The following is a 20,903-nucleotide window of genomic DNA, read 5'->3' as shown; positions in this document are numbered from 1 at the left end:
AGCAACTCAGAACCTTACATGCTCCATCCCCCGCCAAGTGCTTTATACAACTCCACCATTGAACTTAATTGTCTTTCAGATAATTGAGCTAAGCTTAATTGAGCATTAAACAGGTTGGTTTCGACATCTAAAACTTCTAGGTAAGAAACGTAGCCGCTGTCGTATCTTTCGCGAGAAAGGTTAAAGTTTATTAAGGCCGCTTTAACCTGTCTGTTGCGGGCTTCCCACTCTTCTTTGTAGGTTTTGATGTTTTGAATAGATTGTTCTACTTCGGTAACGGCAGAAATATAGGTTTTTTGATAGGAAAATTTGAGTTCTTCGGCCTGTTGTCTGTATATTTCAACTCTTCGTTTGTTTCTTCCAAAAGCAAATATTGGTCCGGCAATTCCAGCTGATGCATTCTGCGCGTAGGAACTTCCCAAAAATAAATTGCTTAAATCGGCACTTGCAAACCCTGCAATTGCGGCAAGGTTTAGAGAAGGAAAGCGCATGGCCTGAGCTGTTCCAATTCTTTCATTTGAAGCTTTGTACTTTAATTCTGCGGCTTTTACATCAGGTCTGTTTTCTAACAAGGAAGAAGGAATTGATAATGGTATTTCATTTACAACTCGAAGTTCTGTATTAGATTTTCCTCGTGGAATTTCAGATGGAAGCTGACCCGTGAGAAGAGAAATAATATTTTCTTGATAGGTAATCTGCCTTTTGATATTAGGAATAGCGGCTTGCGCTATAGCAACCTGTTGTTCAATTTGAACTTTATCGACCTCAGAAATATAACCGCTTTCAAATCTTTTGCTTATAATTTCATAGTACTTTTCTCTAGTAGAAAGGGTATGTTTTGCAATTTCCAATTGATCGTCAAAGTTTCGCATTTGAAAATAAGCTGTAGCAATACTGCTTACAATATCAGACAGAACAACTTTTCGAGCTTCTTCTGTCGCAAGAAGTTCGTTTTGTACAGCATTATTCTCATGACGATATCTTCCCCAAAAATCAATTTCCCAAGACATACTGGCGCCGACATTCGATGGCATTAAGTTTTTCTCATTGCTGTTTATTGTTGCTCCATATTGAAATGAAGGCAATAAATTTGTTTTAGAATAACCTAATTCTGCTCTAAGCTGATCAATTCTAGCGACTGCAATTTTTAAATCATAATTATTTTGCAACCCTTTTGTAATCAGATCTTTTAAAACATCATCATTAAATAGATCAAACCATTTTAAGTTGGTTACAGAAGCCAGTGTATCTAAATTTCTTTCGTTTTTATAAGAATCTGACTTTAGCTGTTCTGGTTTAGTATATTTTGGTCCCACCATACAGCCCACCGGTAATAGTGAAAGTATAAATATAACTACGATTATTTTGTATTTCTTAATCATGGTCTGTAGTTTTTGAGTCCATATTATTTTCAGTTGTTACGATCTCATCATCTTTCTTTTTGCCGATGTTTTCAATCATTACAAATAAGCCGGGAACAATTAATACACCTAAAACGGTGGCGATTAACATACCGCTGAATACTGCCATTCCCATTACAATACGAGCTTGAGAACCAGCTCCTGTAGCAGTTAACAGCGGAACAACTCCAAGAATGAAAGCAAAGGCAGTCATTAAAATTGGTCGAAAACGAAGTTTAGCCGCTACCATTGCTGATTCATAAAGCGGTTTTCCTTTTTCATATTCTTCTTTGGCAAACTCGACAATAAGAATGGCGTTTTTAGCCACCAATCCAATTAGTAATACTAATCCAATTTGAGCAAAAACGTTGTTTACATATGCATCACTTCCAATTCTCGCTAAAAGCAGTCCTAAAAATGCCCCAAAAACGGCAAAAGGAGCACCAAGCAGCACACTAAACGGCAGTTTCCAGCTTTCGTATTGTGCGGCTAGAATTAGAAACACAAAAACTAATGCCATTATAAATACTGAACCTCCGCCGGGCGAATGTTTTTCTTGATACGAAAGGTTGATATAATCAAAGCCCATATCTGAAGGCAGGGTTTGTTTAGCAACTTCTTCAAGAGCCGTTAAGGCTTGGGCACTACTGTAGCCGTCACTAGGACTTCCTCCAATTTCGGCAGATCTAAATAGATTTAGACGATTGGTGAAATCGGGCCCCATAACTTTTGTTGCTGTAACTAATGTAGATATTGGAAGCATATCGCCATCATTATTTTTGATATATATTAAATTTAGATCTTCTGGTTTTACTCTATTAACGGCTTCACCTTGTATGAAAACTTTATATTGACGTCCAAAACGGTTAAAGTCATTTACATAACTTCCTCCTAAAAATGCTCCTAGAGCTTCTGTAACTTTCGAGACGGGTACGCCTAGTTTCATGGCTTTGTCATTGTCAATATCAAGTTTAATTTGCGGAGAACCTGCATTAAAAGTGGTGTAAATACGTTTTATTTCAGGACGCTGCTGAGCTGCTGCTATAAAAGCCTGAGTTTGTTCTGCTAAATATTGTGGTGTATTACCGCCTTTATCTTGCAGCATTAAACTAAACCCGGCAGACGCACCAAGGCCTTGAATTGCAGGAGGGCCAAATCCAAATACAGAAGCGGTAGTTATTTGAGTTGCAAATTTTTTGTTTATTCTGTCAACAAATTGTTTAGAGGTTTCTTCCCTTTCTTCCCATGGTTTTAATGAAATGAAAACAAATGCACTATTAGGCTGGTAAGAATTCGTAAGCATACTAAACCCGTTTATGGTAGTATAAGACAGGATTGATTTTTCTTCTTTTAAAAAGCTGTCGACTTTTCTAGATACTTCATCTGTACGCTGCAATGAAGATGCCGGCGGTAAAGACATATTGACTAATACATAACCTTGATCTTCTTCAGGAATGAAGCCTAACGGAATTTTTTTACCTAGTAAAACAACCGCTGCCAGAATAACTGCCAGTAATACAACAATTCGCATTGATTTTTTGGCAAAAAAAGTGGCTCCTTTTATATATCTGCCCGTTACTTTTTCAAAGATTCTATTAAATCCAGTAAAAAACTTGGCTAACCAGCCTGTTTGTTCTTCGATAGGTTTTGTTGGTTTTAACAACATGGCACATAAAGCGGGACTTAAAGATAGGGCACTAAATGCAGAGAACGCCACGGAGACGGCAATGGTTATGGCAAACTGTTGATAAAAACGCCCTGTAATTCCTGGGGTCATCGCAACAGGTACAAATACAGCAATCAAAATTAAGGCAATTGCTATTACAGGTCCAGATACTTCGCGCATTGCTTGGATTGTTGCTTCTCTCGGATTTTTTCCTTTTTCTATATGATGAATTACAGCTTCTACAACAACAATGGCATCATCGACTACAATACCAATAGCTAATACTAATCCTAAAAGTGAAAGTGTATTGATAGAGAATCCTAATAACGGGAAAACGGCAATCGTTCCTATTAAAGAAACTGGAACTGTGATTAAAGGAATTAATGTTGCACGCCAGTTTTGAAGGAAAATAAAAACCACCAAAATTACCAGTATAATGGCTTCAAAAAGTGTATGAACAATATCATCAACTCCCGCTGTAATGGCAAGAGTCGTATCTAATGATTCTTGGTACTCTATGTCTTTTGGGAATTTTTCAGACAAGTCTTTCATGGTGCTTTTGGCTAGTTCAGCTACCTCTAGAGCATTACTGCCGGGCATTTGATAAACTGCCATTACTGCACTTGGAGAACTGTTACGACGGGCAGAAGAACTATAATTTTCAGTTCCCAGCTCAATTCTAGAAATGTCGCTTAGTAAAACTTGAGCACCGTCTTTTTTACTTCGAACAACGATTTCTCCAAACTGTTTTTCAGTAACTAAACGATCCTGCAGCGTAACACCATAAGTAAATTCAGTTCCGGGCGGTGCAGGCTCAGCACCAAATTTCCCTCCAGGACTAATCATGTTTTGAGCATTCAAGGCATTTTTTACATCGTCAACTGTTACGCCCAGTTTGCTCATTACATCTGCTTTTAGCCAAATACGCATCGAATAATCACTTCCTCCAAAAAGTGAAACTTCTCCAACACCTTTAATACGGGCTAACTGGTCTACAATATTAATACTGGCATAATTATTTAAAAATTTAGCATCGTATTTTGGATTGTTTGATGTTACTGTAAACAACATCATTGGGAATGAAAGGGATTTTTTTACCACAACACCTTGTTGTTTTACACTTGAAGGCATAAAAGGTGAAGATTGATTTTGCCTATTTTGCGTAAGCATATTGGCATTGTCCAAATTAGTTCCAACATCAAAAGTTACCTCAATGGTACAAGCCCCATCAGAAGTATTGGTAGATTTCATGTACAACATATTTTCTACACCATTTACCTTTTGTTCAATTGGTGTAGCAACGGCTTGTTCAACATTCAACGCATTAGCTCCTGTAAAACTTGTGGTAATTTTTACAACAGGCGGATTGATGTCGGGGTATTGTGAAATAGGCGTTTTTTGTAGTGCCAGTAATCCAAGTATTACAATAATAATACTTATTACAATAGCAACGATTGGTCTGCGAACGAAAAATTCTCCCATAATACTGTGTTGTATAAATTATTTAACTGCTCCAGCCCCAGTCTGACCTAATTCCCATTGCACTATTTTTGGTGTGATAACACTTCCGTTTTTTAATAATGAAGTGCCTCCCATGGCAATTTTATCTCCAGGTTTTAAACCGTCTTCAATAACATATCCATCTTTTACCGATGGCCCTGGTTTTACAATCTGCATATTGACTTTATTGTCTTTTCCAAGAACATACACTTGATAAATTCCTTGTACTTCTATTACTGCTCGCTGCGGAATCACGATTGCATTTTTGCGAACATCTGTAAGTAAACCAATTTTTACATATTGTCCCGGACGCAATAATTTATCAGGGTTTGCAAATGAAGCTTCAAATGTTATTGCACCAGTAGAAGGATCAATTTGTCTGTCGGCAAAACTAACTCGACCTGTTTCTGGATAAGTTGATCCATCTGATAATTTTAGAGAAACTACTGCACCCGATCCTTTTAAAGGAGAATCTGGTTTACTAAATTCTCTAAAAAGACGTAGAAATTCCTGTTCGCTCATTGTAAATCTAACTCTTACATCGCCTAGATCAGAAATTGTATTTAAAACAGATGCAGCGCCAGGTCTCACATAATCGCCCACTCTTACTTTAGATATCCCAATTAAACCTGAAATTGGAGCGAGAATTTGGCAGTAACCCAATTCTATTCTTGAATTTTCTAAAGAAGCTTGCGAGGCTTTAATTTGAGCCTGAGAAGCACTATTGGCAGATTTTGCCGAAATTAATTCTCTCTGACTAACAGCATTTATTTTAGCTAAAGGTGCAATCATATCCAAGTCTGCTTTGGTTTTTGCCAAACGTGCTTGTGATTCTGCCAATGTTCCTTCGGCTTCTGCAACTTTTGCTTTATATGGTAACGGATCAATGCTGTACAATAACTGACCTTTGGTTACAAAACCACCTTCTTTAAAATTTAAGCTTGTAATAATGCCATCGACTCGCGGATTTATTTGAATATCTGATTGTCCGTAAGTTTGTCCAGTATATTCAGATTCAACTTTTACATCCTGATTCAAAACTGTAAGGATTGAGATTTCTAATGGTTTGGGCGCTGGCGGAGTTTCTTTTTTGCAAGCTGAAAGAAAGAAAAGGGATAGAATTGCCGAGAGGTAAATTTTGTTCATTTTTAATTTATATTAAGATGCATTAATATTCAACTAATTAAAAACCAATTAAGTCCATAGCTAAGTTAACATTTTTTTAATAAAAAAGTAAAAAAAGTATATTTCATTTTATCTCACTTTGTAAAGACTGTATTTATTTGATAATCAGTAATTACGGTGGTTTTGAAGAATGGTAAAGAGAAAATGCATGAATTGCTCCGATTCTTTAATGAAAAAAAACAGATAAAATGTTAATAGAATTTTTAATCTGAAAATAAACCTTATTTTTGCAGCAGATTTTAAAAATCACATATATTCTTAACTTAAAACTGTTTATAGCATGCAACTGTACAACACTTTGAGCGCAGAAGAAAGAGCCATCATGATCGATGATGCAGGTAAACAACGTCTTACGTTGTCTTTCTATGCGTATGCAAAAATTGAAGATCCCAAAAAATTTCGCGATGATTTATTTCTAGCCTGGAACGCACTTGATGCTTTAGGTCGAATTTATGTTGCTAACGAAGGAATTAATGCTCAAATGAGTATTCCTGAGGAAAATTTGGAGGCTTTTAGAGCAACTCTTGAAGTTTATGATTTCATGAAAGGCATTCGCTTAAATGAAGCTGTAGAACATGATGACCATTCTTTTTTAAAATTAACTATTAAAGTTCGCCATAAAATCGTTGCCGACGGTTTAAATGATGATACTTTTGATGTTACTAATATAGGCATTCACTTGAAAGCCAAAGAATTCAACGAGATTTTAGATGATCCAAACACGATTGTTGTTGATTTTAGAAATCACTACGAAAGCGAAGTAGGTCATTTTAAAAATGCCATTACTCCAGATGTTGAGACTTTTAGAGAAAGTCTGCCAATAATCAACGATCAACTTCAAAACCATAAAGAAGATAAAAATCTGGTAATGTATTGTACTGGAGGAATTCGTTGTGAAAAAGCAAGTGCATACTTTAAGCACCAAGGTTTTAAAAACGTATTTCAGTTAGAAGGCGGAATTATTAATTATGCTAAGCAAATTGAAGCTGAAGGTTTAGAAAGCAAATTCATTGGAAAAAACTTTGTATTTGATAATCGTCTTGGTGAAAGAATTACGGATGACATTATTTCGCAATGCCACCAATGTGGAAAACCTTGCGACAATCACACAAACTGCGAAAATGACGGCTGTCATTTATTGTTTATTCAATGTGACGATTGTAAAGCCGCAATGGAAAACTGTTGTTCTACAGAATGTTTAGAGATTATTCATATGCCTTTAGTAGACCAAGTTCGTTTAAGAACTGGAAAACAAGTTGGAAACAAAGTGTTTAGAAAGGGAAAATCTGAAAATCTAAAATTTAAACATTCAGGAGAATTACCGAATTCAGCTTTGGGTGCTGCAGAAAAACCAGTTGATATTCGTCAGAAAGTAAAAGTAAAAAAAGTACTTCTTGGAAAAGCAGAACATTACTACGTAAAAGCACAAGTGGGACAATTTACTATTGAAAACCAAGAGTTAAACCGCGGTGATAAAATCTTAATTTCGGGACCAACAACAGGTAATCAGGAAATGATTTTAGAAAAGCTGATTGTTGACGGAGCAGAAACTGCAACGGCTAAAATTGGTGATAAAGTTACTTTTGAGGTTCCTTTTAGAATTAGATTGTCAGATAAATTGTATAAAATTGTAAATTAGCATAAATTTTTTATGCTAATTTATTTATGTCACAATCCTTTACCAAATTATGGATTCATGCAATTTGGGCAACCAAAAATCGGCAGGAATTAATTGGTTTTTCAATTGAAAAACAACTTTATGATTTCATTTGGCAGGAGTTAAGTGAACTTGGATGTCCTGTTAGGATCATTAATGGAATGCCTGACCATGTGCATGTTTTATTTTTACAAAATCCACAAAAAACAATATCAGACATTGTAAAGCAAATAAAAGGAAGTTCTTCTCATTTTATGAATAGAGGAAAATTTATCCTTGAAAAATTTGCCTGGCAAGCTGGCTTTGCAGCCTTTTCTGTCAGTGAATCTCAGTTAGAGGCTGTTTACAATTACATTAAAAATCAAAAACAACATCATCTTAAGAAAAATGGACAAGATGAATTTGATGAGTTTGTAAAATTACATGGATTAGATAAGTAGAATACTTGACTAAACAATACGTTTCCCGTGGTTGAAACCACGGGCTATATTGAAATATACGACGTCAAGAAAATATAGCCTGGGGTTTCAACCGCAGGAACACAACGTATATCCGTAACGATTATATATTTTTCAAAATTGAATTTTCAAATAATACGTTCCCCGTGGTTGAAACCACGGGCTATATTGACAAACAATAGGTAAAGAAAAACATAGCGTGCGGTTTCAACCGCAGGAACACAACGGATATCGATAACGATTATTAATACTTCTACGAATAATTTTTAAAATATAGACTATGATATAAATCATAGGAATCTAATCTATATCCACATTATTTTTGTCATTGGAATAATAAAATCAAAATGACACTTACCAATACAATTGAACTCATGGCTCCCGCAGGGAACTTTGAGTCACTTCAGGCTGCTTTAGATAATGGTTGTGATTCCGTATATTTTGGAGTTGAACAGCTTAATATGCGCGCACGTTCGACGGTGAACTTTACTATTGACGATTTAAAAGAAATTGCGAATCGATGCGAGGCAAAAAAAGTTAGAAGTTATCTTACATTAAATACAATTATTTACGATCATGATTTATCTGTCGTAAAAACATTATTGACTAAAGCGAAGGAAGCCAACGTTACGGCGGTAATTGCTTCTGATCAAGCTGTAATTGCCATGGCAAGATCAATTGGAATGGAAGTTCATATTTCAACACAGTTGAATGTAACGAACATAGAAACCATAAAATTTTACAGCTTATTTGCTGATACAATGGTTTTAAGCCGAGAATTAAGCTTGCGTCAAGTAAAAAATATTACGGCTCAGATTGAAAAAGAACAGATAAAAGGTCCAAACGGAAACTTAGTCGAAATCGAAATTTTTGGTCACGGTGCTTTGTGTATGGCAGTTTCAGGAAAATGTTATTTGAGTTTACATTCACATAATTCATCTGCAAATCGTGGTGCCTGTAAACAAAACTGCCGAAAAAAATATACCGTAATCGATCAGGAAACTGGTTTTGAAATTGAACTCGATAACGAATACATGATGTCGCCAAAAGATTTATGCACGCTGGATTTCTTAGATCAGGTTATCGATTCGGGAATTCAGGTTTTAAAAATCGAAGGACGTGGTCGTGCGCCAGAATATGTAGCAACGGTTATTAAAACTTATCGTGAAGCTATTGACGCTTATTATGACGGAACTTTCTCTAAAGAAAAAGTAACAGTTTGGATGCAGGCTTTAGAAACCGTTTATAATCGCGGTTTCTGGTCAGGATATTATTTGGGTCAGGAATTAGGAGAATGGAGTGCTATTCCGGGTTCTGCAGCAACACAGAAAAAAGTGTATGTTGGAAAAGGAACGCACTATTTTCCAAAAGCCAATGTAGGACAATTCAAAATAGAAGCTTACGATATTAAAATTGGGGATAAAATTCTCATAACCGGACCAAGTACCGGCGCTCAGGAAATGATTATTGACGAAATGTTTGTAAATGATCTCGAAGCCGAAAAAGCAACAAAAGGAGACGATTGTACTTTTAAACTTCCATTTAGAATCAGAATGTCGGACAAATTATATAAAATTGTTGAAGCGTAATGGTTATCGTAACTTTACAAAGAGATAAATGTATTGGATGTAATTACTGCGTCGAAATGGATCCAGTACATTTTCAAATGTCAAAAAAGGACGGAAAATCAGTTTTGATTCATTCTGTAAATGCAAAAGGCTTTTTTACATTAAAAACGCCAAATCATAGTATTGTTGAAAGCTGCGAATTAGCGGCAAAAGCTTGTCCAGTAAAGATTATTACGGTTAAGGAAACTTAGAGTTAATAAAATAATGACATTCCGTTTCTAATCAGCATTTAAAAGGTTTTATTTAAATTACAAATCCCACAAGCAAAACTTGTGGGATTATAAGATAACTAAACTATAAAAATATTAGAAAATAAATTTTACCACCAACCTGTTACAATGTAATTTACAGATGTTGATTTAGCATATGCAAGAGCAATATCTCTTTCCGCTTTTAAGGCAGCTTTATCAGCAGAAACTTCATCTTGGTATACTTTCATTCTAAAGCTCCAGGCTTTGTTGTTGTCTGCTAGAATTTTAGCCCCTATTTTGTCTGTAAAAGCTTTTGCTTCGTTATAGCATGCAGCATTTGGGCTTATTTCTGTTAAATATTCTCCTGCCGTATATGCTCCTGATTCATCCTGACTAGTATTCCAAATGTTTTTTGCCTGATTTAGTTTTACTTTACAATCATTATCTATATACTGTTTGTAAATTACTTTTGAAACAGGAAGACTTTTGTCATAACAAACTTTACAAGCATCAGGAATTGTAGCTAATTTAAATAATGCAGCCTCATACTGACCCTGACTAGCCATTGATTTCGCATCTTTTATAATAAAATCACATTTACGATTATAGTAATCTACAATTTTCACTTTAGCTTTTGCAATAAAATCCTGATATTTAGGATCGTCTACTTTTAAATTTTTTAAAGCCGACATATATGCTTTTGTTTCATTTTCTCCAACACCTTTCAGAGTAATAGAACAGCTGGAAAACTTAATGCCCTCCATACCGTCACCAATGTAAAGATTTACACCTAAAGTATAAGCCTGCATAGGCGGAGCTGTTGGCGTGATATCTTTTGTTAATACAACAACATTTGCAGTAATAATAAATCTTGAATTTTCGGAACTTACCCCCAAGCCACTTGATGTAATGATCTGAGAAAGTTTATTTTCAAGATTGTTTCTTGCTATGTCTGTTAAGCCCTCAATCTGATCAGGTACGTATGCAGTAATGTCTATCTGTGAGCTTGCATCAGAAGCACTTGAATTTTGAGCCTTTGCTCCACTAAAGTGAAGTGCCAGCAATATTAAAAGTAACTTTTTCATCTTTTTTAGATATTTAGATTATTTTTCTCCAACTATAATAGAAGCTTGACCAAGCCCTTTTGTCATTAACTTAGAATCTATTTTATAAGTATCTTTCAAATATTTTTGAAGTCCTTTAGCCCATCCTTTTGCATCAATTGCTTTTCCGTCACTGTCATAAAGCGGAATTCTTACTTGTTCAAAAAGCATCATGTTTTCAGTAGAATCGGTAGCATTATAACGACCTTTTACTGTGTTGTTTTTTACCCAGTTATCAATTTGATTTCCTAGTTCGTCTCCACCATATTCAGTTTCAAAATCCCCTTTAAATGAATCCCATTTTTTAAGTCTCAGGATGATTTCTCTTCCATTGGCAAACATATCATCAAAATGGCTCATCAGTTGCGTATTAAAATTATCCATATGTGATAAAACGGCAGTTTCTAACATTACAGGCAAATTAGAACCTATAAGTTCATTTCCAGTTCCAGATGCTCCAGCGATTTGTTTATCTGTATATGCATCTAAACCTTGAAGATTAAACGTAACAGAATGTTTAGGCCCCATAGTGTTGACATTCCATGTAATCTGCATAATAATATCGGCTTTTGCCGTTTTCTTTAATTTATCTATTGGACTTTCAGCAACAGAGGCTCCGCTAGATTTGCTATTTAACATTGCGTCTTCTGCAGATTCGCTTTCCAAGGATTTTAATGCAGATTCCAGATTTTTTAAAGGAAAGCCTCTTGTAGCCATCAATTCATTTATTTTGCTGATGGCAATTAAAAGATTAGAGTTCTCTTGAAGCGCTGTTTTGTAATCTGGAACTTTTACAATTGATCCCTGATTGTCATATTCAAGCATATACCCACGCTGGTTACACCAAACATCGCTTGGAACCACCATTATCGTTGGTTTTTTTGCTTGTGCCTTTATCGCTGAAACGCTTAAAAATAAAGTAAGAATTAAGATTATCTTTTTCATTTATGTACGGTTTTTAAATTATTGAATGAATTATTTTTTTAAAGTTTTCAAAGAGTTTTTTCAACTTTAAAACCCGCTTGTCAGCGATTTAATAATTCCTGAATTTTCGAGATCTTTTCTTAATTCTGCCACGTTTACAGAAACGATTACTCCAATTTTATATTCTTTTCCAATTTTCATTCGGTCTTCTGCGGCAACTGCTCCATCATTAGATAAGGAAACAAACTTCATGTATTTGCCTCCATCGCTAAAAAAGCTTTTAAAGAAATCTGCTTTTTCTTCTTCTAAATTGGAATTGTTCGTAAGAGGATTTTGGCTAGGAACACCCGCTTTGCCAGGAAAACCTTTAAATATTACACCGTGCACGGCATTCTTTTTAGATTGTTCTGTGGCAATTTCTGGTTTTTTAGAATATGACCAAACTTTTATCAGATAGGTTCCTTGAGTTCCGGTTTGAACTGCTTCAATCTCGTATCTCCAAGCCTCTGTATCTTTATTTGCTTTTCGTTGTTGTGCAATTCCAAAAGTTGAAATCAGCACTAATAATACAAGTGTGATACTGCGTTTAAAATTTTGCATTATTTTTTAATTTTAGGTTTAATATTAATTGATTTGTCTAATCAGCATTCCAGGATAGTATTTTCCCCCACCTTCAAAAGTGGTCGCTTCCAGTGCCGAATTAATTTCATTTCCATCATCATCTAAAAGTGGCAGTCCACCTGAGAAACGATTGTCCCAAATTCTATTTTTAGAAACTTTAATAGTTCCTTTTCTTTTATACTCTATAATTCCTGTTTTAGGATCCATGTTTGCTTCCAATACTTCAAATTTATCTCCAGGTTCCAAACCTTCTTTTATTCCAATTTTTGCAGTTATTGGATTTCCAGTAAACAATGGAACTTTGGTTTTAAATACATCATATTTTTTCTGAAGCTTTGCATATACGTTATCTACATTTCTAGCAACGGCAAGATTGATGATTTGATTTTCTGTTCTTTTTCCGTTTAATGAAAAAGTTACAAGACTTGTAGAACTTTCTGAACCAATAAGCTCCAATTGAAACAAATCAGATCTGTCAAATTTTGATTTTTTTTCTGCAAGATTTCCCGTTGTAGAGCTGTCGATCCAGTAATCTTGGTAAAAGGTATTACTAGTATCGTCATCCCATTTTAGTTTGTATAAATAAGAAGTTGTCCAAACAGAATAGCCTTCTTTTGCTCTTTCATAAGCTTTATCAGCTACATCAATTGCTTTATTTCTAACTAAAGCAATCGTTAATTTATTTGCTGCTACGTAGGCAGCCTCTCTAGCTGCTCTTGCTACAGGTTCGTTTTCGATGAACTTCATTTTTGAAACTACCACAAACGTATTACCTATTAGTTCTAATCCCGCAGACTCTAAAAGCGCTTTTCCTTCAGATGAAGCTTCGGCAGTTTTTATATCTGTAAAAGAAGCGTTGATTAATCCCCTTTCACTTACTAACTTGATGTCAAATGTTCCGTTGGCTTTTCTGTTAAACCATTTAGCAACTAACTTATTGGCTATTTTGTTGTCTGTAAAATATTTGTTTATAACCGGAATCATTTTTTCATCTGACGTATCGTCAGTTAAGCCATATTTTTTTGGGTCAAATGATTTTTCTCCGATCTGATGATCATCATATTTGTCTGGGAATGGCGCATTATAATAAGCTCCTATAACCTGGTCTTTTTTAGGAAAGTTGTTTGATTCAATTAAAATCGTGTGAAGCGAACTTCTGCGATATTTTACATCATTAATATCTTTGCCCGCCTGTGCAAAGCTACTTGAACTTGCAATTAATACCATTGCAACTAATACTTGCTTTAATTTCATAAAAATTTTCATGTTTTACAGATAGATTCTGCGTGAATAAATTAATTTTCTCTGATTTGTTAACTAGAATTTGTCAGAAAAATATGTAAATGTATTGTAAAGAAATTTGTAGGAAAGTACTCAATAGGGTATAAAAACAACAGAATAGGTTTTTTTAATGTTGAAATCTAACTTAGGGTGTTGAAGAAAATGTTGTTAAAACTTGAGTCATATTGAAAAACATCTCGAAAGCCAATGTAGGACAATTCAAAATAGAAGCTTACGATATTAAAATTGGGGATAAAATTCTCATAACCGGACCAAGTACCGGCGCTCAGGAAATGATTATTGACGAAATGTTTGTAAATGATCTCGAAGCCGAAAAAGCAACAAAAGGAGACGATTGTACTTTTAAACTTCCATTTAGAATCAGAATGTCGGACAAATTATATAAAATTGTTGAAGCGTAATGGTTATCGTAACTTTACAAAGAGATAAATGTATTGGATGTAATTACTGCGTCGAAATGGATCCAGTACATTTTCAAATGTCAAAAAAGGACGGAAAATCAGTTTTGATTCATTCTGTGAATGCAAAAGGCTTTTTTACATTAAAAACTCCAAATCATAGTATTGTTGAAAGCTGCGAATTAGCGGCAAAAGCTTGTCCAGTAAAGATTATTACGGTAAAAGAGACATAGATATATTCAGCCTAAAAAAAGCTTAAAAAAAACTATTTTGTGTTAAACAGAAGAGGTTTTTTTATTTTAGACGTCTTATAACTCAAACGATAAAAAGCAAAATAAAAAAAATACTATCTTTACCGATCAAACGTTTATGAACTTAAGCTGCATTTTAGCAGCACTACATATATAATTATGGCATGTACAAGTTGTTCAACCTCTGATGGCGGCGCACCAAAGGGTTGTAAAAATAATGGGACTTGCGGCACCGACAGCTGCAATAAATTGACGGTTTTTGATTGGCTTTCGAACATGAGCCCGTCTAATGGAGAGGTGATTTTTGATTGTGTTGAGGTTCGTTTTAAGAACGGACGTAAAGAATTTTTTAGAAATTCAGAAAAATTAAGTTTAAGTATTGGTGATATTGTAGCAACTGTTGCTTCGCCAGGACATGATATTGGAATTGTTACTTTGACAGGAGAATTGGTAAAAATTCAAATGAAGAAAAAAGGAGTAAATCCAGATAGTAACGAAGTTCCTAAGATTTATAGAAAAGCATCTCAAAAAGATATTGATATTTGGTCTGTAGCTCGTGATCGTGAAGAACCAATGAAAGTTCGTGCACGTGAATTGGCAATTCAGCATAAATTGGAGATGAAAATCTCAGATATTGAATTTCAAGGCGACGGATCAAAAGCGACTTTTTATTACACGGCAAATGACAGAGTCGATTTTAGACTTTTGATTAAAGATTTTGCAAAAGAATTTAGCACAAGAGTCGAGATGAAACAAGTAGGTTTCCGTCAGGAAGCTGCTCGTTTGGGTGGAATTGGGTCTTGCGGAAGAGAACTTTGCTGTTCAACTTGGTTAACAGATTTTAGAAGTGTTAATACATCGGCAGCGCGTTATCAGCAGCTTTCATTAAATCCGCAGAAATTAGCGGGACAATGCGGTAAACTAAAATGCTGTTTGAACTATGAGCTAGATACTTACATGGATGCATTGAAGGATTTTCCAGATTACGACACTAAATTAGTGACTGAAAAAGGAGATGCTATCTGTCAGAAACAAGATATTTTTAAAGGATTAATGTGGTTTGCTTATACCAATAATTTTGCAAATTGGCACGTTTTAAAAATTGATCAGGTAAAAGAAATTATAGCTGAAAATAAACAGAAAAACAAAGTTTCTTCATTAGAAGATTTTGCAATTGAAGTGACTTCAGAACCTGAAAAAGACTTTAATAATGCAATGGGTCAAGAAAGTTTAACTCGTTTTGATCAGCCTAAAAGAAAGAAAAAACCAAATCGCAAGCGTAAGCCAAATGCTGAAAATGCGATTGTTGCAGCTCCTGAAAAAGCACAGCAAGCCAATAATAAACCTGCTGGAGGAAATTCGAATAAACCAAATAAAGGGAATAATCCGAATAAGCCAAATCATCAGAATAAGCAGCAAAATCCGAATAAAGGAAGTAATTCGAATAAGCCAAATTCAAATGAAAATAAAACGGCTGAACCTAGAAAACCTATAATTATTACAAAAAATGAGAATAAAAAATAGCGGAATTCTTTTTTTGGCAGCGATACTTCTTTTTTCGTGCGATAAAAAAAGAGTGTTCGATGAGTATAGATCTGTTGGAAGTGCTTGGCACAAAGACAGTATTATAACTTTTGATCTGCCAGTTTTAGATTCTACCAAAAAATACAATTTGTTTGTAAATTTGAGAGACAACAACAATTATCCGTTTAATAATCTGTTCTTAATTGTAGCTTTAGAAACACCAAGTGGTTTTACAAAAGTGGATACTTTAGAATATCAAATGGCAAATCCTGATGGAACTCTTTTAGGAAACGGTTTTAGTGATATTAAAGAAAGTAAACTTTTTTACAAAGAAGATGTAAAGTTTAAAGGAACCTACAAAGTTCATATTAAACAAGCGGTTAGAGAGTCAGGAAAAATACCTGGTGTTGAAGCTTTAGATGGTATTACAGATGTAGGTTTTAGAATAGAACAAAAAGATTAGAAAATAGTTATGGCTGCTAAGAAAAACAATCAAACAAATAGCGTAAAGGATATTAATTATTATAAAAAGAAGTTCTGGAGAGTCTTTGCCTATTCCTTATTAGGTGTTCTGGCTTTCTTTTTATTTGCTTCTTGGGGACTTTTTGGCTCGATGCCTTCATTTGAAGATTTGGAAAATCCAGATTCTAATTTGGCAACCGAGATTATTTCTTCTGATGGAGTTGTAATTGGTAAGTATTTTAAAACCAATAGATCACAGCTTAAATATTCAGATTTGCCAAAAAGTTTGGTTGAAGCTTTGGTTGCAACCGAAGATGCTCGTTTTTATGAACATTCAGGAATCGACGGGCGAGGAACTTTGAGAGCGGTATTTAGTTTAGGAACAAATGGAGGAGCAAGTACATTAACTCAACAGCTTGCAAAACAATTATTTCATGGAGAAGGTTCTAAATTTCTTCCTTTTAGAATTGTACAAAAAATAAAAGAGTGGATTATCGCCATTCGTTTGGAACGTCAATATACCAAAAACGAAATTTTGGCAATGTATTGCAACGTTTATGATTTTGGAAATTATTCAGTAGGAGTTAGTTCTGCTGCGCAAACCTATTTCTCAAAAGATCCGAAAGATTTAACTATGGACGAATCAGCTATTTTAGTTGGAATGTTCAAAAACTCAGGATTATACAACCCAGTTCGTAATCCAGAAGGAGTAAAAAATCGTCGTAACGTAGTGCTTTCTCAAATGGAAAAAGCAAAAATGATTACTGAAGCTGAAAAGTTGAGATTACAAGCTTTGCCAATTGCTTTAAAATTCAAATTAGAAAGCCACCGTGAAGGAACAGCTACTTATTTTAGAGAATACCTTCGTGATTACATGAAAAAATGGGTTGCCGAAAATAAAAAACCTGACGGGTCAGATTATGACATTTACAAAGACGGTTTAAAAATATATACTACGATCGATTCAAGAATGCAGGCACATGCCGAAGAAGCAGTTTCTGAGCACATGAAAAATCTGCAGCAGCAATTTTTTATTGAAATGAAAACCAATAAAAATGCACCTTTCGTAAACATTACGCAAGCTGAGACTGATCGTATTATAATGCAGGCAATGAAAAACTCTGTTCGTTGGGCTCAGATGAAAGAAATGGACAAAAGCGAAGATGATATTATTGCTTCATTTAAAGTAAAAACAAAAATGCGCATCTTTACTTGGAAAGGAGAACGTGATACTGTAATGACGCCATTAGATTCTATTCGTTATTTCAAGCATTTTTTACAATCAGGAATGATGGCTATGGAGCCGCAAACTGGAAATATTAAAGCGTGGGTTGGGGGAATTAATTATAAATATTTCCAATACGATCACGTTGGGCAAGGAGCAAGACAAGTTGGTTCTACTTTTAAACCGTTTGTTTACGCAACTGCAATTGAACAATTAAATATGTCTCCTTGTGATTCAATTCTAGATGGACCATTTATGATTCACAAAGGACGTCATAATGTTACAGCAGATTGGGAACCAAGAAACTCTGACAACAGATACCGCGGAATGGTTACTTTAAAACAAGGTTTAGCGAACTCGATCAATACTATTTCAGCAAAATTAATTGATAGAACTGGTCCAGAAGCTGTTGTTGAATTAACACATAAATTAGGTGTAAAAACCGAAATTCCTGCGCAACCATCTATTGCTCTTGGAGCTGTTGATATTACAGTTGAAGATATGGTGGCTGCTTACAGTACATTTGCGAATCAAGGAGTATATGTAAAACCACAATTTTTAAGCCGTATCGAAAATAAAAGCGGAGAGGTTATTTACGAACCAATTCCAGAATCTCATGACGTTTTAAATAAAGATATTGCTTTTGCCGTAATCAAATTGTTAGAAGGGGTTACAGAAACTGGTTCTGGTGCTCGTTTGCGTACGCAAGGCGGAGGAAGTGGTGATAATAGATGGACAGGATATCCGTATATGTTCAAAAATCCAATTGCAGGTAAAACCGGAACAACACAAAATCAGTCAGATGGATGGTTTATGGGAATGGTTCCGAATTTAGTAACTGGAGTTTGGGTAGGTTGTGAAGATCGTTCGGCTCGTTTTAAAAGTTTAACATACGGACAAGGAGCTACAGCAGCATTGCCAATTTGGGGTTATTTCATGAAACTTTGTTATGCAGATCCAGGGCTTCAGATTTCTAAATCAGAATTTGAACGTCCAGCAAATCTTTCTATAAAAGTAGATTGTTACAGCAGACCTGCTGTTGTAAAAGACACAACACAAACAGAGCAAAATACAGACGAATTCGAATTGTAATTTAGTCTCTTTTTAAAATATAAAATATCCTTTTGCGGCTTTCAGATTTGAAAAACGCAAAAGGATTTTTTTTTGGATTGGTTGATTTTATTTTTTACGAAATCGATATAAATTAATCTAAAAATCTTATTTTTATCAAAAATATACGATAATAAAGACCCTTTGTTATGATAACAAAAAAAGTAAATAATGTTCAGGAAGCAATTGATGGAATAAAAACTGGAATGACAATTATGTTTGGTGGTTTTGGTCTATGCGGTATTCCTGAAAATACTATTGCTGCTTTAGTAGAAACTACAATTTCAGATTTAACTTGTATTTCGAACAATGCCGGCGTTGATGATTTTGGTTTAGGATTGCTTTTGCAAAAAAAACAAATCAAAAAAATGATCTCATCTTATGTGGGAGAAAATGCGGAGTTCGAGCGTCAGATGCTTTCAGGAGAATTGGAGGTTGAATTAACGCCACAAGGAACTTTGGCAGAACGCTGTCGTGCGGCACAAGCTGGAATTCCAGCTTTCTTTACACCTGCAGGTTACGGAACCGAAGTTGCTGAAGGAAAAGAAGTTCGAGAATTCAACGGTAAAATGCACATTATGGAACAAGCTTTTAAAGCTGATTTTGCCATTGTAAAAGCATGGAAAGGCGACGAAGCTGGAAATTTGATTTTTAAAGGAACTGCCAGAAACTTCAATGCTTGTATGGCTGGTGCGGGTAAAATTACAATTGCAGAGGTTGAAGAATTAGTTCCAGTTGGGACTTTAGATCCGAATCAAATTCATATTCCCGGAATTATGGTACAGCGCATCTTTCAAGGAGAAAAATTTGAAAAAAGAATCGAGCAGCGCACTGTTAGAATTAGATAATTAGAAAATGTGATAATTAGATAATTATTAAGATAGTGCAACGCTTGGCATTATCTAATTGTCTAATTTCCAAATTGACACATTATTATGGGACTTAGTAAAGAAGATATCGCAAAACGAATTGCGAAAGAAGTAAAAGACAGGTATTTTGTGAATCTAGGAATTGGGATTCCAACCTTGGTTGCAAATTATGTCAGAGAAGATATTGCAGTTGAATTTCAAAGCGAAAACGGAGTTCTTGGTATGGGACCTTTTCCTTTTGCCGGCGAAGAAGATGCAGATATTATCAATGCAGGAAAACAAACTATAACAACGCTTCCGGGTGCGAGTTTTTTCGATTCGGCTTTTAGCTTCGGAATGATACGCAGTCAAAAAGTAGATTTAACCATTCTAGGCGCAATGGAAGTTTCAGAAAACGGAGATATTGCCAACTGGAAAATTCCAGGTAAAATGGTAAAAGGAATGGGAGGCGCAATGGATTTGGTGGCTTCCGCCGAAAATATCATCGTTGCTATGATGCATGTGAATAAAGCGGGCGAATCTAAAATCTTAAAAAAATGTACTTTGCCATTAACCGGCGTAGGATGCGTTAAAAAGGTTGTAACCGAGTTGGCGGTTCTCGAAGTGACAGAAAAAGGTTTTAAGCTCTTAGAACGAGCGCCAGGCGTTTCTGTCGAGCATATCATCGCTTCAACTGAAGCCGATTTGATTATTGAGGGTGAAATTCCAGAAATGGCGATTTAGATTTTAACCGCAAGGCACGCTAAGATTTACGTTAAGTTCGCAAGGCTTTTTCTAATCTAGAAAAGACGGAGAGTCGCAANNTTGCGACTCTCCGTCTTTTCGAGATTAAAACATTTCACAATACTTTCGCGTTCCTTGCGGTTAAATGAGCGTAAAAAGCTTAATCTAAATTAAAAGAAGCTCCTAAACTAAAAGTCGTTTGGTTATTTAAGTGATCAAAAACACCATCATTACTTCCGTATTTTGCAATTGGAAATCCAATTTCAGTAAAAACTCCAAAACCATCTGTAAAGAAATAACGTCCGCCAATGTGACCTCCAAAATTATGTAATCCTAAACTTAAACCCGGGTAAACATCTAATTGTTCTACACCAATAACACTGCTTAAATTAGCATTAATTCTTGCTTTAGCATCAAAACGATCTCCAAAATCAGGAGTTTTAGTATTTGAAATTTGATTATTATAAAAAGTATAATCATCTACACCAAGTAAATAATTGGCAACAAATCCAAAAGAGAAATTTTCTCCTAAACCAAAATCTACAGACCCTTGAATTCCAGAACCTCCATCTTGTATATTAGCACCAACGTTTACTTTTATATCACCTTTTCCTTTAAAAGCCTGCTGCGCCTGAGTAAAACTAACTGTTACTAAAAACAAAAATGTAATAACCTTTTTCATAAAACTTAAATATTAATTATTGAG

18 protein-coding genes and 1 pseudogene are annotated in these 20,903 nt (G+C 35.0%); 11 read left to right on the top strand and 8 right to left on the bottom strand.

Features of this window, described 5'->3' with window-relative positions; all coding sequences use genetic code 11:
* Nucleotides 1-14: 14 nt before the first annotated feature.
* From B0A75_RS06270 to B0A75_RS06260, 3 genes are read right to left on the bottom strand one after another with little or no spacing between them, the layout of a single operon-like run.
* Nucleotides 15-1,382 carry a TolC family protein gene (locus tag B0A75_RS06270; protein ID WP_089053443.1) on the bottom strand — a complete coding sequence of 456 codons (1,368 nt, stop codon included), beginning with the start codon at nucleotides 1,380-1,382 and terminating at the stop codon, nucleotides 15-17.
* Entirely contained in the window at nucleotides 1,375-4,548 is a 3,174-nt protein-coding gene (locus tag B0A75_RS06265) for an efflux RND transporter permease subunit (protein WP_089053442.1), read from the bottom strand. The genes B0A75_RS06270 and B0A75_RS06265 overlap by 8 nt, the downstream gene beginning before the upstream one ends.
* 18 nt (nucleotides 4,549-4,566) lie before the next feature.
* On the bottom strand, nucleotides 4,567-5,712 hold the full coding sequence (locus B0A75_RS06260) for an efflux RND transporter periplasmic adaptor subunit (RefSeq protein WP_089053441.1): 1,146 nt from the start codon (nucleotides 5,710-5,712) through the stop codon (nucleotides 4,567-4,569).
* Nucleotides 5,713-6,031: 319 nt separating this feature from the next.
* Here B0A75_RS06260 and trhO point away from each other — a divergent pair, with 319 nt between their 5' ends.
* The 4 genes from trhO to B0A75_RS06240 all read left to right on the top strand — a co-directional run bounded on the left by trhO (nucleotide 6,032) and on the right by B0A75_RS06240 (nucleotide 9,685).
* Complete coding sequence (gene trhO, locus B0A75_RS06255; RefSeq protein ID WP_089053440.1) at nucleotides 6,032-7,390, top strand: oxygen-dependent tRNA uridine(34) hydroxylase TrhO; 1,359 nt, start codon at nucleotides 6,032-6,034, stop codon at nucleotides 7,388-7,390.
* A 26-nt stretch (nucleotides 7,391-7,416) separates the two neighbouring features.
* On the top strand, nucleotides 7,417-7,848 hold the full coding sequence (tnpA, locus tag B0A75_RS06250) for an IS200/IS605 family transposase (RefSeq protein ID WP_089053439.1): 432 nt from the start codon (nucleotides 7,417-7,419) through the stop codon (nucleotides 7,846-7,848).
* A 365-nt stretch (nucleotides 7,849-8,213) separates the two neighbouring features.
* Nucleotides 8,214-9,455: a peptidase U32 family protein gene (locus B0A75_RS06245; RefSeq protein WP_089053438.1), complete on the top strand. Its 1,242-nt coding sequence runs from the start codon at nucleotides 8,214-8,216 to the stop codon at nucleotides 9,453-9,455.
* The gene (locus tag B0A75_RS06240; protein ID WP_089053432.1) at nucleotides 9,455-9,685 is read left to right on the top strand and encodes a ferredoxin; all 231 of its coding nucleotides are present in this window, start codon (nucleotides 9,455-9,457) and stop codon (nucleotides 9,683-9,685) included. Before B0A75_RS06245 ends, B0A75_RS06240 begins: the two co-directional genes overlap by 1 nt.
* 128 nt (nucleotides 9,686-9,813) lie before the next feature.
* Here the strand turns inward: B0A75_RS06240 and B0A75_RS06235 are convergent, their stop codons facing one another.
* The 4 genes from B0A75_RS06235 to B0A75_RS06220 form a co-directional block, all read right to left on the bottom strand.
* Complete coding sequence (locus B0A75_RS06235) at nucleotides 9,814-10,770, bottom strand: hypothetical protein (protein WP_089053437.1); 957 nt, start codon at nucleotides 10,768-10,770, stop codon at nucleotides 9,814-9,816.
* Nucleotides 10,771-10,788: 18 nt separating this feature from the next.
* A complete protein-coding gene (locus B0A75_RS06230) occupies nucleotides 10,789-11,733 on the bottom strand; it encodes a DUF6175 family protein (RefSeq protein WP_089053436.1) in 945 nt (314 codons plus the stop codon).
* Between the two features lie 66 nt (nucleotides 11,734-11,799).
* Nucleotides 11,800-12,312 (bottom strand): hypothetical protein, encoded by a 513-nt coding sequence (locus B0A75_RS06225; protein WP_089053435.1) that lies wholly within the window; start codon nucleotides 12,310-12,312, stop codon nucleotides 11,800-11,802.
* A 24-nt stretch (nucleotides 12,313-12,336) separates the two neighbouring features.
* Complete coding sequence (locus tag B0A75_RS06220) at nucleotides 12,337-13,587, bottom strand: hypothetical protein (protein WP_123872331.1); 1,251 nt, start codon at nucleotides 13,585-13,587, stop codon at nucleotides 12,337-12,339.
* A gap of 227 nt (nucleotides 13,588-13,814) precedes the next feature.
* Between B0A75_RS06220 and B0A75_RS06215 the strand changes: the two are divergent.
* The 7 genes and pseudogenes from B0A75_RS06215 to B0A75_RS06185 form a co-directional block, all read left to right on the top strand.
* A pseudogene (locus tag B0A75_RS06215) lies at nucleotides 13,815-14,036 on the top strand (U32 family peptidase); the annotation flags it as partial.
* The gene (locus B0A75_RS06210; RefSeq protein WP_089053432.1) at nucleotides 14,036-14,266 is read left to right on the top strand and encodes a ferredoxin; all 231 of its coding nucleotides are present in this window, start codon (nucleotides 14,036-14,038) and stop codon (nucleotides 14,264-14,266) included. The pseudogene B0A75_RS06215 and the gene B0A75_RS06210, both read left to right, overlap by 1 nt.
* Nucleotides 14,267-14,443: 177 nt before the next feature.
* Entirely contained in the window at nucleotides 14,444-15,808 is a 1,365-nt protein-coding gene (locus B0A75_RS06205; protein WP_089053431.1) for a PSP1 domain-containing protein, read from the top strand.
* The gene (locus B0A75_RS06200; RefSeq protein ID WP_089053430.1) at nucleotides 15,792-16,271 is read left to right on the top strand and encodes a gliding motility lipoprotein GldH; all 480 of its coding nucleotides are present in this window, start codon (nucleotides 15,792-15,794) and stop codon (nucleotides 16,269-16,271) included. The genes B0A75_RS06205 and B0A75_RS06200 overlap by 17 nt, the downstream gene beginning before the upstream one ends.
* A gap of 9 nt (nucleotides 16,272-16,280) precedes the next feature.
* Nucleotides 16,281-18,587 (top strand): penicillin-binding protein 1A, encoded by a 2,307-nt coding sequence (locus tag B0A75_RS06195; RefSeq protein ID WP_089053429.1) that lies wholly within the window; start codon nucleotides 16,281-16,283, stop codon nucleotides 18,585-18,587.
* 167 nt (nucleotides 18,588-18,754) lie between these two features.
* Nucleotides 18,755-19,453 (top strand): CoA transferase subunit A, encoded by a 699-nt coding sequence (locus tag B0A75_RS06190; RefSeq protein ID WP_089053428.1) that lies wholly within the window; start codon nucleotides 18,755-18,757, stop codon nucleotides 19,451-19,453.
* A gap of 87 nt (nucleotides 19,454-19,540) precedes the next feature.
* Nucleotides 19,541-20,197, top strand: a complete 657-nt coding sequence (locus tag B0A75_RS06185; protein ID WP_089053427.1) for a 3-oxoacid CoA-transferase subunit B — start codon at nucleotides 19,541-19,543, stop codon at nucleotides 20,195-20,197.
* A gap of 160 nt (nucleotides 20,198-20,357) precedes the next feature.
* On the opposite strand, the gene B0A75_RS06180 is transcribed toward B0A75_RS06185, so the two are convergent.
* A complete protein-coding gene (locus tag B0A75_RS06180) occupies nucleotides 20,358-20,879 on the bottom strand; it encodes a DUF6646 family protein (RefSeq protein WP_089053426.1) in 522 nt (173 codons plus the stop codon).
* Nucleotides 20,880-20,903: the final 24 nt, after the last annotated feature.

The sequence above is a fragment of the Flavobacterium oncorhynchi genome (genome assembly GCF_002217355.1).
GTDB lineage: Bacteria > Bacteroidota > Bacteroidia > Flavobacteriales > Flavobacteriaceae > Flavobacterium > Flavobacterium oncorhynchi.
This window is presented reverse-complemented; position numbering and strand designations above follow the sequence as displayed.

What these genes read in the sequence shown, in the direction of transcription:
- B0A75_RS06270 (WP_089053443.1), bottom strand. Translation starts at nt 1,382, where the DNA reads ATGATTAAGAAATACAAAATAATCGTAGTTATATTTATACTTTCACTA.
- B0A75_RS06265 (WP_089053442.1), bottom strand. Translation starts at nt 4,548, where the DNA reads ATGGGAGAATTTTTCGTTCGCAGACCAATCGTTGCTATTGTAATAAGT.
- B0A75_RS06260 (WP_089053441.1), bottom strand. Translation starts at nt 5,712, where the DNA reads ATGAACAAAATTTACCTCTCGGCAATTCTATCCCTTTTCTTTCTTTCA.
- trhO (WP_089053440.1), top strand. Translation starts at nt 6,032, where the DNA reads ATGCAACTGTACAACACTTTGAGCGCAGAAGAAAGAGCCATCATGATC.
- tnpA (WP_089053439.1), top strand. Translation starts at nt 7,417, where the DNA reads ATGTCACAATCCTTTACCAAATTATGGATTCATGCAATTTGGGCAACC.
- B0A75_RS06245 (WP_089053438.1), top strand. Translation starts at nt 8,214, where the DNA reads ATGACACTTACCAATACAATTGAACTCATGGCTCCCGCAGGGAACTTT.
- B0A75_RS06240 (WP_089053432.1), top strand. Translation starts at nt 9,455, where the DNA reads ATGGTTATCGTAACTTTACAAAGAGATAAATGTATTGGATGTAATTAC.
- B0A75_RS06235 (WP_089053437.1), bottom strand. Translation starts at nt 10,770, where the DNA reads ATGAAAAAGTTACTTTTAATATTGCTGGCACTTCACTTTAGTGGAGCA.
- B0A75_RS06230 (WP_089053436.1), bottom strand. Translation starts at nt 11,733, where the DNA reads ATGAAAAAGATAATCTTAATTCTTACTTTATTTTTAAGCGTTTCAGCG.
- B0A75_RS06225 (WP_089053435.1), bottom strand. Translation starts at nt 12,312, where the DNA reads ATGCAAAATTTTAAACGCAGTATCACACTTGTATTATTAGTGCTGATT.
- B0A75_RS06220 (WP_123872331.1), bottom strand. Translation starts at nt 13,587, where the DNA reads ATGAAATTAAAGCAAGTATTAGTTGCAATGGTATTAATTGCAAGTTCA.
- B0A75_RS06210 (WP_089053432.1), top strand. Translation starts at nt 14,036, where the DNA reads ATGGTTATCGTAACTTTACAAAGAGATAAATGTATTGGATGTAATTAC.
- B0A75_RS06205 (WP_089053431.1), top strand. Translation starts at nt 14,444, where the DNA reads ATGGCATGTACAAGTTGTTCAACCTCTGATGGCGGCGCACCAAAGGGT.
- B0A75_RS06200 (WP_089053430.1), top strand. Translation starts at nt 15,792, where the DNA reads ATGAGAATAAAAAATAGCGGAATTCTTTTTTTGGCAGCGATACTTCTT.
- B0A75_RS06195 (WP_089053429.1), top strand. Translation starts at nt 16,281, where the DNA reads ATGGCTGCTAAGAAAAACAATCAAACAAATAGCGTAAAGGATATTAAT.
- B0A75_RS06190 (WP_089053428.1), top strand. Translation starts at nt 18,755, where the DNA reads ATGATAACAAAAAAAGTAAATAATGTTCAGGAAGCAATTGATGGAATA.
- B0A75_RS06185 (WP_089053427.1), top strand. Translation starts at nt 19,541, where the DNA reads ATGGGACTTAGTAAAGAAGATATCGCAAAACGAATTGCGAAAGAAGTA.
- B0A75_RS06180 (WP_089053426.1), bottom strand. Translation starts at nt 20,879, where the DNA reads ATGAAAAAGGTTATTACATTTTTGTTTTTAGTAACAGTTAGTTTTACT.